The organism is Streptomyces sp. NPDC030862 (assembly GCF_055571835.1).
This window is the reverse complement of the sequence record NZ_JBVIEN010000006.1, coordinates 221192-237020: the sequence shown is the minus strand read 5'-3', so window position 1 is coordinate 237020 and position 15829 is coordinate 221192. Positions and strand designations below refer to the sequence as shown.

The 15829-nt window shown below is 71.2% G+C and carries 17 protein-coding genes and 1 tRNA gene; 12 read left to right on the top strand and 6 right to left on the bottom strand.

The window, feature by feature from the left end; translation table 11 throughout:
• Nucleotides 1-39: 39 nt before the first annotated feature.
• On the bottom strand, nt 40-1698 hold the full coding sequence (locus tag ACZ42X_RS18270) for a beta-N-acetylhexosaminidase (protein WP_468290673.1): 1659 nt from the start codon (nt 1696-1698) through the stop codon (nt 40-42).
• Nucleotides 1699-1975: 277 nt separating this feature from the next.
• On the opposite strand from ACZ42X_RS18270, the gene ACZ42X_RS18265 reads away from it, so the two are divergent.
• Nucleotides 1976-2251: a hypothetical protein gene (locus tag ACZ42X_RS18265; RefSeq protein WP_355353671.1), complete on the top strand. Its 276-nt coding sequence runs from the start codon at nt 1976-1978 to the stop codon at nt 2249-2251.
• A gap of 52 nt (nt 2252-2303) precedes the next feature.
• Nucleotides 2304-4121, top strand: a complete 1818-nt coding sequence (glmS, locus tag ACZ42X_RS18260) for a glutamine--fructose-6-phosphate transaminase (isomerizing) (protein ID WP_468290670.1) — start codon at nt 2304-2306, stop codon at nt 4119-4121.
• Between the two features lie 125 nt (nt 4122-4246).
• Here the strand turns inward: glmS and ACZ42X_RS18255 are convergent, their stop codons facing one another.
• On the bottom strand, nt 4247-4822 hold the full coding sequence (locus tag ACZ42X_RS18255) for a GPR1/FUN34/YaaH family transporter (RefSeq protein WP_468290667.1): 576 nt from the start codon (nt 4820-4822) through the stop codon (nt 4247-4249).
• A gap of 201 nt (nt 4823-5023) precedes the next feature.
• Nucleotides 5024-5545, bottom strand: a complete 522-nt coding sequence (locus tag ACZ42X_RS18250) for a universal stress protein (RefSeq protein ID WP_468290665.1) — start codon at nt 5543-5545, stop codon at nt 5024-5026.
• A 365-nt stretch (nt 5546-5910) separates the two neighbouring features.
• Between ACZ42X_RS18250 and ACZ42X_RS18245 the strand changes: the two genes are divergently transcribed.
• The 5 genes from ACZ42X_RS18245 (at nt 5911) to ACZ42X_RS18225 (ending at nt 9513) form a co-directional block, all read left to right on the top strand.
• Nucleotides 5911-6258, top strand: coding sequence for a hypothetical protein (locus tag ACZ42X_RS18245; RefSeq protein ID WP_468290662.1), 348 nt, complete (start codon nt 5911-5913; stop codon nt 6256-6258).
• Nucleotides 6259-6635: 377 nt separating this feature from the next.
• On the top strand, nt 6636-7787 hold the full coding sequence (locus ACZ42X_RS18240; protein WP_468290659.1) for a helix-turn-helix domain-containing protein: 1152 nt from the start codon (nt 6636-6638) through the stop codon (nt 7785-7787).
• Between the two features lie 68 nt (nt 7788-7855).
• Nucleotides 7856-8467: an oligoribonuclease gene (gene orn, locus ACZ42X_RS18235; protein WP_468290656.1), complete on the top strand. Its 612-nt coding sequence runs from the start codon at nt 7856-7858 to the stop codon at nt 8465-8467.
• A 100-nt stretch (nt 8468-8567) separates the two neighbouring features.
• Nucleotides 8568-8640, top strand: a tRNA-His gene (locus tag ACZ42X_RS18230).
• A gap of 210 nt (nt 8641-8850) precedes the next feature.
• Nucleotides 8851-9513 carry an HAD family hydrolase gene (locus tag ACZ42X_RS18225; protein WP_468290653.1) on the top strand — a complete coding sequence of 221 codons (663 nt, stop codon included), beginning with the start codon at nt 8851-8853 and terminating at the stop codon, nt 9511-9513.
• On the opposite strand, the gene ACZ42X_RS18220 is transcribed toward ACZ42X_RS18225, so the two are convergent.
• Complete coding sequence (locus tag ACZ42X_RS18220) at nt 9494-10777, bottom strand: transcriptional regulator (RefSeq protein WP_468290650.1); 1284 nt, start codon at nt 10775-10777, stop codon at nt 9494-9496. The genes ACZ42X_RS18225 and ACZ42X_RS18220 overlap by 20 nt on opposite strands.
• A 340-nt stretch (nt 10778-11117) precedes the next feature.
• On the opposite strand from ACZ42X_RS18220, the gene ACZ42X_RS18215 reads away from it, so the two are divergent.
• Nucleotides 11118-11591 carry a hypothetical protein gene (locus ACZ42X_RS18215; RefSeq protein ID WP_468290647.1) on the top strand — a complete coding sequence of 158 codons (474 nt, stop codon included), beginning with the start codon at nt 11118-11120 and terminating at the stop codon, nt 11589-11591.
• A 251-nt stretch (nt 11592-11842) separates the two neighbouring features.
• Here ACZ42X_RS18215 and ACZ42X_RS18210 read toward each other — a convergent pair whose 3' ends face one another.
• Nucleotides 11843-12718, bottom strand: a complete 876-nt coding sequence (locus ACZ42X_RS18210; protein ID WP_468291209.1) for a glycosyltransferase family 2 protein — start codon at nt 12716-12718, stop codon at nt 11843-11845.
• Nucleotides 12719-12804: 86 nt separating this feature from the next.
• Here ACZ42X_RS18210 and ACZ42X_RS18205 point away from each other — a divergent pair, with 86 nt between their 5' ends.
• Nucleotides 12805-13422, top strand: a complete 618-nt coding sequence (locus tag ACZ42X_RS18205; protein WP_468290644.1) for a transferase — start codon at nt 12805-12807, stop codon at nt 13420-13422.
• Between the two features lie 61 nt (nt 13423-13483).
• Here ACZ42X_RS18205 and ACZ42X_RS18200 read toward each other — a convergent pair whose 3' ends face one another.
• Complete coding sequence (locus tag ACZ42X_RS18200) at nt 13484-13894, bottom strand: DUF4345 domain-containing protein (protein ID WP_468290642.1); 411 nt, start codon at nt 13892-13894, stop codon at nt 13484-13486.
• Nucleotides 13895-13970: 76 nt separating this feature from the next.
• Between ACZ42X_RS18200 and ACZ42X_RS18195 the strand changes: the two genes are divergently transcribed.
• From ACZ42X_RS18195 to ACZ42X_RS18185, 3 genes are read left to right on the top strand one after another with little or no spacing between them, the layout of a single operon-like run.
• Complete coding sequence (locus ACZ42X_RS18195) at nt 13971-14621, top strand: TetR/AcrR family transcriptional regulator (RefSeq protein WP_468290640.1); 651 nt, start codon at nt 13971-13973, stop codon at nt 14619-14621.
• Between the two features lie 34 nt (nt 14622-14655).
• On the top strand, nt 14656-15243 hold the full coding sequence (locus ACZ42X_RS18190) for a DUF4352 domain-containing protein (RefSeq protein WP_468290638.1): 588 nt from the start codon (nt 14656-14658) through the stop codon (nt 15241-15243).
• Complete coding sequence (locus ACZ42X_RS18185; protein WP_468290636.1) at nt 15240-15797, top strand: hypothetical protein; 558 nt, start codon at nt 15240-15242, stop codon at nt 15795-15797. Before ACZ42X_RS18190 ends, ACZ42X_RS18185 begins: the two co-directional genes overlap by 4 nt.
• The last annotated feature ends 32 nt before the right edge of the window (nt 15798-15829 follow it).

Genomic DNA, 15829 nt, shown 5'->3' with positions numbered 1-15829 from the left:
GGCGCCCGGGGTACGGTCCCCCGGGCGCCGGCTCATGTCCTACTCCGTCCGCCACTCCACCTGTGGCGACCGGTAGAACTCGATCCCGAGGGCCGCCAGGCGCGGCCCCTGCCCCGCGAGCCGCTGCCGGTACGCCTCCCAGTCGTGCGAGGCGGCCGGGGACCAGCCCAGCTCCGCCGCGCCCAGCACGCGCGGGAACGCCATCCGGTCGATGTGCGCGCTCGACGCGATGGTCTCGGTCCACAGCGGCGCCTCGACGCCCGCGACGGCGCCCGGCGGGACGCCCGGGAGATAGCTCCCCGGGTCCCAGTCGTAGGAGCGCCGCACCTCGACGTACCCGGCCCAGGACAGGCCCAGCGGGGTGTCCTTGGTGTACTTCATGTCGAGGTAGAGCCGGTCGGCGGGCGACAGGACGATCCCGGTCCCGCCGCGCGCGGCGGCCGCCACCCGCGCCTTCTCGGCGTCGCTCGTCCGGTCCAGGCCCCAGTACTGCACGAGCGCGCCCTTCGCCGGGGTCGCGCCGGCCAGCTGGTGCCAGCCGATGACGGTCTTGCCGTACTTCGCCACGACCGCCTGCGCCCGGTCCATGAAGGCGACGTAGTCCGCGTGGCCGGTGGAGTGGGCCTCGTCGCCGCCGATGTGGAGGTAGCGGCCGGGGGTGAGCGCGGCGAGCTCGCGGACGACGTCGTCCACGAAGTCGTAGGTGATGTCCTTGCCGACGCAGAGCGAGCTGAAGCCGACGGCCGTGCCCGTGTAGAGCGGTGGGGCGATGCCGTCGCAGTTCAGCTCGGCGTACGAGGCGAGGGCGGCGTTGGTGTGGCCCGGCATGTCGATCTCGGGCACGACCTCCAGGTGGCGGGAGGCGGCGTACGCGACGATGTCGCGGTACTGCTCCTTGGTGTAGTGGCCGCCGGGCCCGCCGCCGACCTGCGTGGAGCCGCCGTAGGCCGCCAGGCGCGGCCAGGAGTCGATGGCGATGCGCCAGCCCTGGTCGTCGCTCAGGTGGAGGTGCAGCGCGTTGACCTTGTAGAGGGCGAGCTGGTCGATGTAGCGCTTGACCTGCTCCACGGTGAAGAAGTGCCGGGAGACGTCGAGCATCGCGCCCCGGTACGCGTACCGGGGCGTGTCGACGATGGTGCCGCCCGCGACCGTCCAGGGCCCGGGCTGCCGTGTGTCGCTCTCCACCGCCGCCGGGAGCTGCTGGCGGAGGGTCTGCACGCCGTGGAAGAGCCCGGCGGGCGTGCGGGCGGTGAGGACGACGCCCTGGCGCCCGGACTCCATCCGGTAGCCCTCCTCCCCCAGCTCCTGCTCGCCTCGGCTCAGCCGCAGCCGGATGCCGCCGCGCCCCTCGCCGTCGTCGTCGGCGACGGGCAGCGCGAACCCGGTGGACGGCCGCAGCACCTCCGCGAGGTACGCGGCGACGCGCCGCGCCTCGGGCGAGCCGTCGTCGGCGTGGACGCGGGTGCGGGCGGTGAGGGTGTACGGGGCTCCTGAGGGGCGTACGGAGGCGGGTACGGGCACGATGTCGCCGAGCGGCCGCACGGCGGGCGCGGCGGCGGGCGCCCCGCCGGGCGCGGCCCCGGCCCCCGCGACCCCGGCGGCCACGACGAGCAGCAGCGATCCGAGGAGCCTCAGGCGCGGGCGGGAGCGCGGGCGAAGGCGGGGTCGGGGGCGGAGGAACGTGGAGTGCTGTCTCACGAGCTGGTCCCTTCGACGGGTGTCGCACGGGCGTCGCAACCGTGGAGCCGGGCAGCCGCACCGGGCGTGCCCCATGCCAGAATCGACCTCCTGGCGGAAATCATCCAGAAGGACGGCACCTGGAGTTTCGACAGGGACGTCCTACGCAGCGTGCCGGGGCCGACAGGAGCGTGGGGCTGCGGCTGGCCGACTGCGGTTTTCCGTCGATCATGAAGGTCCTGCCCGATATCGGGCAGGAATCTTGCGAAGGCACCCCCTCAGCCCTCAGTATCTACGGGTGCTCGAACGCCGCCCGTCGCATGACGACCTCATCGACCACCTGGTCCGCAGCACCGCGCTCCAGCGCGGTGAGGCCGCCCGGGTGGTACTCGACGTGCTGGCGTACTTCGACGAGACGACCGAGGAGTTCGTCCGCCGCCGCCACCGCGAGCTGCAGTCCGGCGGCGAAGTGAACTCCGCGATCTTCGAGCGCATCGCGGCCGAGCTGCCGCACCGCGCCGTGGCGCCTCCGGAGCTCTCGCTCCGGCAGCTGCGCCGCATCGTCTACGGCTGACGGCTGGTCCAGAGCCGGGCACACCCGCAATCACTCGGAGGGGCAGAACGTTATGTGCGGAATTGTCGGTTATATCGGTAAGCGCGATGTGGCTCCGCTGCTGCTGGAGGGTCTGGCACGGCTGGAGTACCGGGGGTACGACTCCGCGGGCATGGTCATCACCAGCCCCAAGTCGCCCGGGCTGAAGATGGTCAAGGCCAAGGGCCGGGTCCGTGACCTGGAGGCCCGCGTCCCCAAGCGCTTCACCGGCACCACCGGCATCGCCCACACCCGCTGGGCCACGCACGGCGCCCCGAGCGACATCAACTCGCACCCGCACATGGACCCCGAGAACAAGGTCGCGGTCGTCCACAACGGCATCGTCGACAACGCCCAGGAGCTGCGCGCCAAGCTCGAGGCCGACGGCGTGGTCTTCGCCTCCGAGACCGACACCGAGGTCCTCACCCACCTGATCGCCCGCTCCCAGGCCGAGACCCTGGAGGAGAAGGTCCGCGAGGCGCTCAAGGTCGTCGAGGGCACGTACGGCATCGCCGTCATGCACGCCGACTTCAACGACCGCATCGTCGTCGCCCGCAACGGCTCGCCGGTCGTCCTCGGCATCGGCGAGAAGGAGATGCTGGTCGCCTCCGACATCGCCGCGCTGATCGCCCACACCCGCCAGATCGTCACCCTGGACGACGGCGAGATGGCCACCCTGAAGGCCGACGAGTTCCGCACCTACACCACCTCGGGCACGCTGACCACCGCCACGCCCGAGACCGTGGAGTGGGAGGCCGCCTCGTACGACATGGGCGGCCACGACACGTACATGCACAAGGAGATCTCGGAGCAGGCCGACGCGGTGGACCGCGTCCTGCGCGGCCGCATCGACGAGAAGTTCTCCACCGTCCACCTGGGCGGCCTGAACCTCGACGCCCGCGAGGCCCGCGGCATCCGCCGCGTGAAGATCCTCGGCTGCGGCACCTCGTACCACGCCGGCATGATCGGCGCCTCGCTGATCGAGGGCCTGGCCCGCATCCCGGCCGACTCCGAGCCGGCCTCCGAGTTCCGCTACCGCAACCCGGTCGTGGACCCCGACACGCTGTACATCGCCGTCTCGCAGTCCGGTGAGACGTACGACGTCCTCGCGGCCGTCCAGGAGCTCAAGCGCAAGGGCGCCCGCGTCCTCGGCGTCGTCAACGTCGTGGGCTCCGCGATCGCCCGCGAGGCGGACGGCGGCGTGTACGTGCACGCCGGCCCGGAGGTCTGCGTCGTCTCCACCAAGTGCTTCACCAACACGGTCGTCGCCTTCGCGCTGCTCGCGCTCCACCTGGGCCGCATCCGCGACCTGTCGGTCTCCGACGGCAAGCGGATCATCGAGGGCCTGCGCAAGCTGCCCGAGCAGATCCAGGAGATCCTCCAGGGCGAGGAGGACATCAAGAAGCTGGCCGCGGAGTACGCGAACGCCAAGTCGATGATGTTCATCGGCCGCGTCCGGGGCTACCCGGTCGCCCTGGAGGCCTCCCTGAAGCTCAAGGAGATCTCCTACATCCACGCCGAGGCGTACCCGGCCTCCGAGCTCAAGCACGGCCCGCTGGCGCTCATCGAGCCCGCGATGCCGACGGTCGCGATCGTCCCGAACGACTCGCTGCTGGAGAAGAACCGCGCCGCGATGGAGGAGATCAAGGCCCGCAGCGGCAAGATCCTCGCGGTGGCGCACGCCGAGCAGGAGAAGGCCGACCACACGATCGTCGTCCCGAAGAACGAGGACGAGCTGGACCCGATCCTGATGGGCATCCCGCTCCAGCTCTTCGCGTACCACACGGCCCTGGCCCTGGGCCGGGACATCGACAAGCCGCGCAACCTGGCGAAGTCGGTCACCGTGGAGTAATCCGGGACCTCCCGGACCATCCCGAATCCGAACAGGGGGCGACCCCTCGCGCGTGCCACCAACGCGCGAGGGGTCGCCCTTTTCGTACGGCCGGCGCCGCCCTCGCACCGGCCTCCGTGGCCCTCTCAGCCCGTGGCCGTCACACCCGGGCTGCGGCCCGCGGCCCTGTTCGACAGCGTCGGCCACTTGGCGACCGTCGCCGTCGCGCCGTACCAGGCCGCCAGGCCCGCCAGCGCGGCGGCCCAGCCGCCGGCCTTGGTCAGGACGCCCGCCTCCGCGAAGGCGCCGACGCCGGACGAGAGCAGCGACAGGAACAGCAGGCCGTACACGCCTTGTCCCATCAGGCCGCTTCCCTTCGCCGAGACGGTCAGCGTGAGCGCCAGGAGCGACCACACCAGCAGGAACAGACCCGATGCCTCCGCCGAGGCCCCGCCGCCGACGGCGGTGCCCCAGGTGAACCAGAAGGCGCCGAGCCCGGCGAAGGCCGTGCCCTCGCCGCCGTTGCCCGCGCGCAGCGCCAGCAGGCCGGTCATGAACAGCGCGACTCCGCCGACCCAGGTGGCGAGCGCCGAGGTGTCGGCCGCCGCGACGTGGTCGATCACACCGGTGTTGCCGAGGCCGAAGGCCAACAGGGTCAGTCCAAGCGCGAGATGGCCGAGAGTGGAGGTGGTGGTGCTCCCCGCAGAGACGTCGTTGTCCACGGCGGGCTCCCTTCGTGAGTGTGCCGAGCACTGGATCCCAGCCATCTGGATATACCCTTCACAAGCGCACAATCCACCTGTGAGGAGGGCTGAATTCCATCGGTACGGAAGGAAGTTGACGCAGCCTCACCAGCGATAACGCCGGGGCAACGGCCGGATCACGACCCGGCCACGGGGGTGCCGGCCCCGGGGCGGGGGCGGCTACGGGATGACGACGACCGGCCGCTGCGCGCGCCGCGCCAGCCGCCCGGCCACCGAGCCGAAGATCCGCCCGACGATGCCGTGCGTCGAGCCGACCACGATCGCGTCGGCGGAGTACTCCCGGCCGACCTCCTCCAGCTCGTGACAGATGTCACCGCCGCGCTCGACCAGGATCCACGGCACCTCGGAGAGGTAGTCGGCGCACGCCAGCTCCAGGCCGAGCACCTCAGTGCGGTGATCCGGTACGTCGACGAAGACCGGCGGCTCGCAGCCCGCCCAGACGGTGGTGGGCAGCCGGTTGGCCACGTGCACGATGATCAGTCCGGAGCCGGCCCGCCGGGCCATGCCGATGGCGTACGCCAGGGCGCGCTCACTGGAGGTGGAGCCGTCGAAACCCACGACGACGCCGTGGAGGAAGGCGGGATCGCAGGCGTGGCGCGTCTGGTCCGCCGCGAGGGGGTCGACCGTGGAGTCGGCGACCTGCCTGCGGTCCGCGGGTTCAGGGAATTCGTGACCGGCCATCGGAGTCTCGGCGAAGACAGTCCTCGTGAGAAGGGACGGGGGAACAACGGTAGGCGGCGTGTCCGGGAATCATCTTCCCAACCCCATACCCCCAAGGGTACGGCGACACTCCTGCCCTGCCCAGTGCCCGCCGCCCTGCCCACGGCGCTCACAGGCGTTCCAGGGAGCATGCCCGAGCCCGCCCAGGATGGCAATGCCGGTTGTGCCGTACAGGCGCCCTTCGGACACGGAACGTGACCGGCGGGTGACCTCGCGGACACCCGTCCGTGCCGCCCGCACGCCCCGTGCGCGCGCAGTGACCCGAGCTGCGGCCCGTCGTTGGCCCACACGTCCACCCCGCCGCCGCGCCGCCCAGGGAGCCCCTCGTGCCCGTCCCCCCGCCCGTTCCCCCGACCGCGCCCGGAGCCTCCGAGTCGGCGGGCGAGGTGGTGCGCTGGGCCGCCTTCAGCTGCGCCCTGGTCCCCGTGGTCCTCGTCGTCAACGGAACCTCCCTCGGCGGCGCGGTCACCACCGCGCTGGGCCTGGCGGCCGTGACCGCCGCCTGCCGGGCGCTGCTGCGCCGCTCGGAGCGGCTCGCCGCCCGCGTGCCCGCGGAGCCGTACGCGCCGTACCGGGCCCGTCACTCCCGCACGGGCACGCGCACGGGTACGCGTACGGGGGCGGGGGCGCACCGGGGAGGCCGTCACGGGGGACGGTGTACGCCCGCGGACTGAGGGTTTCGCACACCTGCGCCCGTTGGTTTTCAGCCAACTTCGGGGAGGTGGCGAGTCCTTGCCAAAATGGCCTGCCAACCCCCTTGTCACCAGGGAAGAAAGCCGCGACGGGGTCGCGGGAACCCTACGCGGATGGGCCATGCACGTGAGGCGCACTTCCCTGCGGGCCTCGGGAGTGGAAGCCTTCGTGATCGAATGCTTCGCGCCAAGTTGCCTTGTCGACATAGTCCCGGATGCGGAACTTGTCACTGCGGCGCCACGGGACACAGTAGATTCGATCATGAGTATCGAAGACTGGGGACTCGTGCAAAACCGAGGGGAAACGTGCAGGAGCGACAGGACCTAGGAGACGCGAACACCGAGGGGGGCTTAGCGTCATGAGCCAGGACTCCGCCGCACCGGAGAACGGACGCAAACTGTCCGGACGCCGTCGTCGCGAGGTCGTCGCGGTGCTGCTGTTCAGCGGCGGCCCCATCTTCGAGAGTTCCATTCCTCTCTCCGTGTTCGGGATTGACCGCCAGGACGCCGGAGTGCCCCGCTACAGGCTGCTGGTCTGTGCGGGCGAGGAAGGACCCCTGCGGACCACAGGGGGACTGGAACTCTCCGCACCGTATGGCCTGGAGGCCATCAGCAGGGCCGGCACCGTCGTCGTACCGGCGTGGCGCTCGATCACATCGCCGCCACCGCCCGAGGCGCTCGACGCGCTGCGCCGCGCGCACGAGGAAGGCGCCCGCATCGTCGGGCTGTGCACCGGTGCCTTCGTGCTCGCGGCGGCCGGTTTACTCGATGGCCGCCCGGCGACCACGCACTGGATGTACGCGCCGACGCTCGCGAAGCGCTACCCGTCGGTCCATGTGGACCCGCGGGAGCTCTTCGTCGACGACGGCGACGTACTGACGTCCGCCGGCACGGCGGCCGGAATCGATCTCTGTCTGCACATCGTGCGGACGGACCACGGGGCCGAGGCCGCCGGGGCGCTGGCCCGGCGGCTGGTGGTGCCACCGCGGCGCAGCGGCGGCCAGGAGCGCTATCTGGACCGCTCGCTGCCCGAGGAGATCGGCTCGGACCCGCTGGCCGAGGTGGTCGCGTGGGCGCTGGAGCACCTCCATGAGCAGTTCGACGTGGAGACGCTCGCCGCCCGCGCGTACATGAGCCGGCGGACCTTCGACCGGCGGTTCCGTTCACTGACGGGCTCGGCGCCGCTGCAGTGGCTGATCACCCAGCGGGTGCTCCAGGCCCAGCGGCTGCTGGAGACGTCCGACTACTCGGTCGACGAGGTGGCGGGCCGCTGCGGCTTCCGCTCGCCCGTGGCCCTGCGCGGCCACTTCCGGCGCCAGCTGGGCTCGTCGCCGGCCGCGTACCGGGCCGCCTACCGGGCCCGGCGGCCGCAGGGCGACACCGCGGCCTCCTCCGCTCCGCCGCCGCAGGCGGTCGTGGAGGCGGTCCTGCCGGGCGCCAGACGCCCGGGAGGCCCCGGGGAGCCGGGCAGACAGCACGTGGCCCTGCCGGGCCAGCGCAGCGCACCGTGACGATGGGCCGCGGCGGAGGGGGTGCACGACCACACCCCCTCCGGCGCGGCCCATCTAAGGTAGGACGCATGAACGACCGCATGGTGTGGATCGACTGCGAGATGACCGGGCTCTCGCTGACGGACGACGCACTCATCGAGGTGGCCGCGCTGGTCACCGACTCGGAACTGAACGTACTCGGCGACGGCGTGGACATCGTGATCCGCCCGCCGGACGCCGCGCTGGAGACCATGCCCGAGGTGGTGCGCCAGATGCACACGGCCTCCGGCCTCCTCGACGAGCTCGCCGCCGGCACCACCCTCGCCGAGGCCGAGGAGCAGGTTCTGGCGTACGTACGCGAGTACGTGAAGGAGCCCGGCAAGGCGCCCCTGTGCGGCAACTCCGTCTCCACGGACCGCGGCTTCCTGCTGCGCGACATGCCGACGCTGGAGGACTACCTCCACTACCGGATCGTCGATGTCTCCTCGGTCAAGGAGCTGGCCCGCCGCTGGTACCCGAGGGCGTACTTCAACAGTCCGGAGAAGAGCGGCAACCACCGCGCGCTCGCCGACATCCGCGAGTCCATCGCCGAGCTCCGCTACTACCGCGAGGCGATCTTCGTCCCCCAGCCCGGCCCGGACTCCGAGACCGCCCGCGCCATCGCGTCCCGCCACGTCCTGCCCACCGAACCGGCCGCCTGACACCCGCGCGGAGCCGCCACACGAAAGGCGGGAGCGAGCACCCTCTCGGACCCTGTACACTTTTTCTCGGCCGGTCGGGAAAAAACAAAGACCGGTCGTGGTGGGTATAGCTCAGCTGGTAGAGCACCTGGTTGTGGTCCAGGATGTCGCGGGTTCGAGTCCCGTTACTCACCCTGATTGATCAAGGGCTGACCTGTGGAAACAGGTCAGCCCTTCGTCATGCTCGGCCTAGTGGGAGCAGCGCGGGAACAAGGTCGCGAGCCCGGGAAGGGACGGCCTGGACGGGGCCGACGGCGAGAGCGGTGCCCCGGCCCATCGGCGGCTCCCTCGGGGAGCGCAGGGGGTGCTTTCGTCATGCTCGGCAGCCGTCTACGCTGCCGAGCATGATTCGCGCAGTGGTCTTCGACGTCGGCGAGTGCCTGGTGGACGAGACGCGGGAGTACGGAACGTGGGCCGACTGGCTCGGTGTTCCACGTCACACCTTCGCCGCGATGTTCGGCGCCGTTATCGCGCAAGGCCGCGACTACCGGGAGACCTTCCAGGAGTTCCGGCCGGGCTTCGACCTCTACGCCGAGCGCGAGGCGCGGGCTGCGGCAGGGCAGCCGGAGCACTTCGGCGAGGAGGACCTCTACTCCGACGTGCGCCCCGCGCTGGCGGACCTCCGCGCTGACGGACTGTGGCTCGGGATCGCGGGCAACCAGACCGTACGGGCCGGCGGCATCCTGCGGCAGCTCTTCACCGGCGACGTCGACCTGATCGGCACCTCGGACGACTGGGGGACGAGCAAGCCCGATCCCGAGTTCTTCGTTCGGGTCGCGGACGCGGTGCCCGCCGACCCCGAGGAGATCCTCTACGTCGGCGACCGGATGGACAACGACGTAAAGCCCGCCCGCGCCGCGGGAATGCGCACCGCGCTCATCCGCCGTGGTCCGTGGGCCCATATCCAGTGGCGCACCGAGGAAGCGGTGCAACTGCCGACTATGCGGATCGACAGCCTCACCGAGCTCTCCGAGCGGATCGCCAAGATCAACGCTGCAGAGCGCTGACGGTCGCCCGCCAGCCGAACATCGCGTCGTCCAACTCGGTCACCCGCGGGTGGCCGTTCCAGGGCTGGAGTGCGGTCCGCACGTCCCGGACGCGGTCCATTCCGGTGGCGTACCACGTGGCCGACAGCTGGTCGAGGGCCTGCATGGCCCAGTCGCACGCTTCCTCCGGCTTGCGCTCAGCGGCGGCTACGGCGGCCAGGTCGCCCAGTACGACGGCTCGCTGCTTGCCTGCGGTGGCGGGAAGATCATCCAGTACCGCGAGCAGGGTCGCCCGTGCCTGCACGTAGTGGCCAGCCCGGATCTGCGTGTTCCCCTTGAACGCCGCCAGTCGCACGGGGCTGAACCAGTCCATCCACTCCGGGGTGGCGGCCGCGCCAGGGTCGCTCCCCGCTGCCAGGACATCCTCGGCGTGCCCAAGAAGGTTCAGTGCTGTGCGCGGGTTTCCGCATCGGGTCTCGCACTCGGCCTCGACCGCGTCCAGCCAGGCGAGGAACTCCGCGCCTGCGCGGCCGCGCCGCGCGTAGGAGCGCGCGGCCCGCATCCGCTCCTGCGCGCGGACCCGCTCGCCAACCCAACCCGGGATGAACGCGGTGTGCGCCAGGATGGCGGCCCCGAGGAGGGAGTCGTTGGCCTCACCGGCCGCCTGGAGCGCCCGGACATACGTGTCGGCAGCCGCCTCCGCGTCTTGCAGGTCGAAGAACTCGATACGCCCCGCCATGAGGCTGCTCTCCGCGAGCGCCCGGGCCAGGGTGATGCGGGCACCGCCGGTGGTCTCCGCCATCAGGGCGGTACCGAGGCGTGCGTGCTCCACCACAGTGGGGTGCATGTGTGCGGGCTGCATGGTCCAGTACAGGCGCCTGTGCGCCGCTGTGATCACGGCGTAGTCGGCCGCCGCGCTGGCGGGCTGGTGTCCGTCTGCGCCACCCGGAAGCGGCAGGGCCGCCGGAGCAGCGAGGCCTCCGGCCGACGGTGCGATCGGCGGTCCGGCTGGTGCAGCTCCGTCGGCAGCCCCCCACGTGGGCGTGAACCCAAGCTGCTCCATCGTCATGCCCAGTACCTGGCAGAGCACGCGCTGGTAGTGGGCCTGAGGCCAGGGCGGTGCATCGGACTCCCACCGTCGCACCTGGCGCACGCTCACATCAAGGTGGCCCAACCCAAGTTGCGGCCCTGCGGCGTTGAGGGCGTCGGCGAGGGCCTGCTGTGTTGCGTAGCCGGCGGCGACGCGGGCCGCCTTGAGCTTCGTGTTTCCAGGCGTACGGGCCATGGAGTCCTCCGGCGGTGTGGCTGGCTCCAGCGTAGATTCCGAACCGGGTGAGGCGAAGTCCCCTATATGTCCTCTAAGGGTCCTCCGAGTGGCCTTTAAGAGGATGTTGGACGCCGTCACGATGGCCACCTGCCTTTCTGTCAGATACGCCCTGACCCGACGGGGAGCGACCCGTGAGACCGTGTGTGTACTGCTTGGAACCCGAAGCGGACGTGTGCGTCCGCGTCACCGCCACCGAGGCTGGTGGACAACACCTGTTCGCCCACCGAGCGTGCGCTGAGGACCGCAGCAGGATCCCGCTGTACGAGGTGCTGAAGCCCACGGCACCGGAGGGTGAGCGGTGAACCGCGTGACCCTGCCCGCGGCGCCGTCGGGCCCCGCCCCCGGTGCGATGTGGGTCGCCTCCGTCATGGACCCTCCGTCGATCATCCTGACCCAGTGGGCCGACAGCCCCGACGGCCTCGCCGAAGTACCGCTCGGCGTACGGTTCGACGTCCTGCGCGCCACCGACTCCCTCGGCATGCGGGCCCTGAACGAGCTCGCCAACGCGCCCGTAGCGCTCGGGCCCGTGCTGTACTGCCGGCCGCGCCAGACCGTCGAGTTCCTCGTACCGGCGGGTGCGGCCGAGGAGTGGGACGAGCTGCGCGGCACCGTGTGCGCGGGTCGCGGCGGCGCGCTGCTCTGTCCGGCGCCCGGCATGACCGGACGCGGCCGCAGATGGCTGTACGCGCCCACCGGAGACGGGGTGCTGACGGACCCCGGCATCCTCCGCGTCCGGCTGGAGCCACTCACCCTCCGCGGTTACCGCCTCTAGTCCCGTAGCACCCTCTGCACCCACCTCCCCCGACGCAGTAGACCCCCAATACAAGGAGTCCCTGTGCGACATCGGCATGCCCCTCTCAGCGGTCTGGAAGACCGGACTGTGCTCGTCACCGGAGGAGCGGCCGTACTCGGCTGGAAGCCGACCATCACAGTGGCCGACGGGGTCGCCCGTTACGGCAGGTGGCTACGGCACACGCCTGCGGCCATCCCGGAGTGGCTCCGGGAACAAAGCCGCGCCGGCGCCTAGACGATCGGAGGCCGGCCGAGGCGGGTCATGCGCCACACCGTGCGCCATCGCATCGGCCGCCTCCGTCCACAAGGGGTGCGCAGTCCCTCGGCGAAGCCCGCCCACCACGCGCGCAAGCCGGTGACCGAGCGGTCCCGAGCGAGAGTGAGCGCGGCCCAGACGGTCAGGTACACCGGAACGAGGAGGGCGGGCAGGTGCCGGCGGGCGAGCCAGACGCGGTTGCGGGCGGTCATGCGGTAGTAGACCGCGTGGCGTGCGGGGCTCGTACGCGGGTGCTGCAACAGCAGCTGCGGGTCGTACAGGATCCGCCAGCCGCGATCCAGCGCTCGCCACGCCAGGTCGGTTTCCTCGTGGGTGAAAAAGAACTCGTCCGGCCAGCCGCCGGTCTCGTTCAGCATGCGCATGGACAGGCTGTGCCCCCCGCCCAGGAACGTGGTCACGTACCCGCGGCGCATCGGGTCCTTCGCGCGCAGGCGCGGAATGTGCCGGCGGGCGGTGAAGCCGGTCTCGTCGGCGATGCGGAAGCTGACGATGCCCAGCCGAGGGTCGTCCTGATGGAGGTCGGCGATACGGCGCAGGACACCGGGATCGACGAGCAGCCCGTCGTCGTCCAGGTCCACGACCACGTCGACGACCCCGGAGTCGCGCAGCACGTCCAAGGCGGCGTTCCTGCCACCGGAAACCCCGAGGTTCTGGGGAAGTTCCACCGCGGTCACCCCAGCGGGCAGCGGCGGTAGGCAGGAGCCGTTGCCTACCACGACCGTCATCGTGGGCTGCTCATCCTGCATGGCGACGGAGTCGAGCAGCAACCGCAGCTCGTCGGGCCGATTGCCCATCGTCAGCACAGCGACGCCCACGCGCGGTCGTGTCACGTCCACAGTCCTCTCCTCGGCGGCCAACAGAGCGGCGATGCTACCGCTCGGCCAGCCGCCGGAGAGCATCCCGAAAGGCAGGGAACATGTCGGTCATTCCGCTCGGAGACTATGTCCGGAGCGCAACCACCGGTCGCGCCGCCGAGACGCCGTACGGCGATCTGGCAGCGTACGACCTTGCGGCATTCCTCGCGGACTGGCCCCGGATCCACCGCGAGGCGCTCGCCAAGGTCGAGGACGAGCGGATCCATCCCACCGCCTCCATCCACCCCACGGCGATCGTGGGGGACGACGTCATCGTGGGCCCCTACGTCCGGATCCACGAGTTCACCACGGTCCGCAAGGGCTCCTTCCTGGCTGCGGGCGCCAGCGTCGGATTCAACTGCGAAGTCACGGCCTGCATGAGCGCTGACATGACGAGGCCGGACCGGGAGGTCTTCCTCCGGACAGCGGAAGGGCCGCTGTACCGATGTGGGACAACCCGGTTCGGAGGGCTGATCGGCGACGGTGTCCAGATGGGCACCAACATCACCCTCGGTCCTGGAGTCGCCATCGGACGGCGCAGCCGCATCAACAGCGGCGTCATCCTGGCCGCCCGCGCAATCCCGGAAGACAGCACAGTCACGGCACCGCATACGGCTGATGCCCGCGTTCGGGGACGCCGCGCCCGCACAGCTGGTTCGAGTCCCGTTACTCACCCTTGATGAACAGGCCGTCGACCTGCGAAAGCAGGTCGACGGCCTGTTTGCTTTCCGTCATACGTCGTCATACGCCGGCCGCGCGCGCCGTCCCGTTGAGGACCGCCTTCTCCTCCGCGTCCGCCAGCCAGAAGTACAGCGGCGGCATCACCAGCTCGATCACCGTGAGGACCACCTGGAACGGGTGTGGCCACCCGTGAGCGGCGAAGGAGAGCAGCCGCCCGACCGCGCCCAGCAGGAACACTCCGGCCAGCCAGCGCACCGCCGTCGCCGGGATCGGCGACTGCCGGACCGCCCAGAGCCAGGCGAGCCCGTACCCCGCGAAGATCGCGCCGAAGAAGCGCTGCAGGCTGTCGACGGTCGCACCGGCCGGGCCCACGCCCGGTACCGCCGCGTTCCCGAGCGCCACGTGCAGGAGTCCGATCGCCACGCACGCGACCCCCATCACCCAGGCGAGCCATCGGAGAGTCCTCGCCATGAGCGCCCCACCCCCTCTAGTAGACACGCATCTACTAGAGCGCCACCGGTAGACGTGTGTCAACTAACCTGCGGTGGTGTCCCCACGCCAACGACTCAGCCCCACCGAGCGCCGCGCCCAGCTCCTCGCCGTCGCCGCCCGGCTCTTCGCCGCCTCCCCGTACGACGACGTGCTGATGGAGGACGTCGCCGAGCACGCCGGTGTCTCCCGTGCGCTGCTGTACCGTCACTTCGCGAGCAAGCGCGACCTCTTCGCGGCCGTCTACCAGCAGGCGGCCGACCGGCTGTTGGAACAGGTCCCGCTCGATCCGGCCGGCGACCTGGTGGAGCAGCTCACCGCCGGTCTCGACGTCCACCTCGACTACTTCGTCGCCAACCGCAACGCCGTCCTCGCGGCCAACCGCGTACTCGCCGGCGATCCGGTGATCCAGACCATCATGACCAACGAGCTGGACGTCCTGCGGGCCCGGCTGCTCGACGTCCTCGCGCTCGCCGACGACGGCGTACGGGCAGCCGTGTCGGCCGTCCTGAAGAGCTGGCTGGTGTTCGTCCAGGTCCTCTGCGTCGACTGGCTCACGACGGAGACCTGCACCCGCGACGAACTGCGGGACAGCTGCACGGGCGCCCTGCTGGGGGCCCTCCGGCCGCTCCTCGCCACCGATCCCGCACCCGGCCTCCCGTCACGAAACGGTCGCGATGGCTCCGCATACGCTCCACGCGGCGCATGATGGCTCTCTGATCACGATCAACGCTGGGGGGACCATGCGACGCACCACCATCACCCTGACCGCCCTCGTCTGCCTGGGCGCGCTCACCGCCTGCGGCGGCCCGCAGTCCGGCGGCAGCGGGCCGGAGGTCAAGGCCTCCGCCGACCAGACCGCCACGGGCGCGGCGCCGGCGGACAAGCCCAAGGCCGACAAGCCGAGCGCCGCGAAGGTCGGCGGCACGATCACCCTCAAGGGCATGGAGGACGGCGAGCAGCTCGCCGTCACCCTCAAGAAGATCGTGGACCCGGCCCAGCCTAAGGACGAGTTCTTCAAGCCCCAGGACGGCAGCCGGTGGGTCGGCGCGCAGTTCGAGCTGGTCAACACCGGCACCAAGGTCTACGCGGACAGCCCCGGGAACGGCGCCCAGGTCGCCGACGCCGACGGGCAGCGGTTCGGCACCACCCTCGCCGACATCAGCGCCGGGCCGTCCATGACCTCCGACGCCAATGTGCCGCCCGGCGAAAAGGTGCTCGGCTGGGTCGTGTTCGAAGTGCCCAAGGCGTCGAAGCTCGCCTCCGTGCAGTTCGCGATGAACTCGGGCTTCTCCGACGAGACCGGGCAGTGGAAGCTCGGCAAGGAATGAGCGACGCCACCGCGTCCGCGTGGTGGGGCCTGCTCCCGGCCGGCATCCGGGAGCAGGCCGACGGCCACGTCCTGCAGGACGCGCGCATGCGGGCCCTCCGCGTCGTCTTCGCCGCCGGCCGCGCCCACGGGATGGGCCTCCACGAGGCCGAACTCGTGGTCCACGCCCGGTACGTCCACCACGGCGACCGGGTCGCCCGCACCCCCGACAGCCCGCTCGACCTGGAGTCCCTGGCCGCCCTGGCCGCCGGGGCGCCCGGCCGTATCGTGGCGATCGAGGCCGTGTGGGACGGCGACACCGTCCACGACTGGTTCGTGGAGCTGCTGGCCCTCACCGCCGGCCCGGTCGGCGAGCACCCGCTCGCCACCCTCTACCGGGGCACGGCCGTACGGCACCTCGGCGGCGAGGACGTCGGCGGGCTCCACCCGTCGGCCGTGGCCGCCGACCGCGTCGGCAGGGAGCTGGCCGCCCACCTGGGGGTTCCGTTCCACTTCGGCAGCCCGGAGACCCCGGACGACGAGGCGCCGCGTTACGTGCCCGAAAGCCCCGCCTGAGCCCGCGCGGGTAGCCTGCGGGCATGACGAAC

Coding starts and splice junctions, on each gene's coding strand:
- glmS (WP_468290670.1), top strand. CDS start 2,304: ATGTGCGGAATTGTCGGTTATATCGGTAAGCGCGATGTGGCTCCGCTG.
- ACZ42X_RS18250 (WP_468290665.1), bottom strand. CDS start 5,545: ATGGCCGGTCACGAATTCCCTGAACCCGCGGACCGCAGGCAGGTCGCC.
- ACZ42X_RS18240 (WP_468290659.1), top strand. CDS start 6,636: ATGAGCCAGGACTCCGCCGCACCGGAGAACGGACGCAAACTGTCCGGA.
- orn (WP_468290656.1), top strand. CDS start 7,856: ATGAACGACCGCATGGTGTGGATCGACTGCGAGATGACCGGGCTCTCG.
- ACZ42X_RS18225 (WP_468290653.1), top strand. CDS start 8,851: ATGATTCGCGCAGTGGTCTTCGACGTCGGCGAGTGCCTGGTGGACGAG.
- ACZ42X_RS18220 (WP_468290650.1), bottom strand. CDS start 10,777: ATGGCCCGTACGCCTGGAAACACGAAGCTCAAGGCGGCCCGCGTCGCC.
- ACZ42X_RS18205 (WP_468290644.1), top strand. CDS start 12,805: ATGTCGGTCATTCCGCTCGGAGACTATGTCCGGAGCGCAACCACCGGT.
- ACZ42X_RS18200 (WP_468290642.1), bottom strand. CDS start 13,894: ATGGCGAGGACTCTCCGATGGCTCGCCTGGGTGATGGGGGTCGCGTGC.
- ACZ42X_RS18190 (WP_468290638.1), top strand. CDS start 14,656: ATGCGACGCACCACCATCACCCTGACCGCCCTCGTCTGCCTGGGCGCG.
- ACZ42X_RS18185 (WP_468290636.1), top strand. CDS start 15,240: ATGAGCGACGCCACCGCGTCCGCGTGGTGGGGCCTGCTCCCGGCCGGC.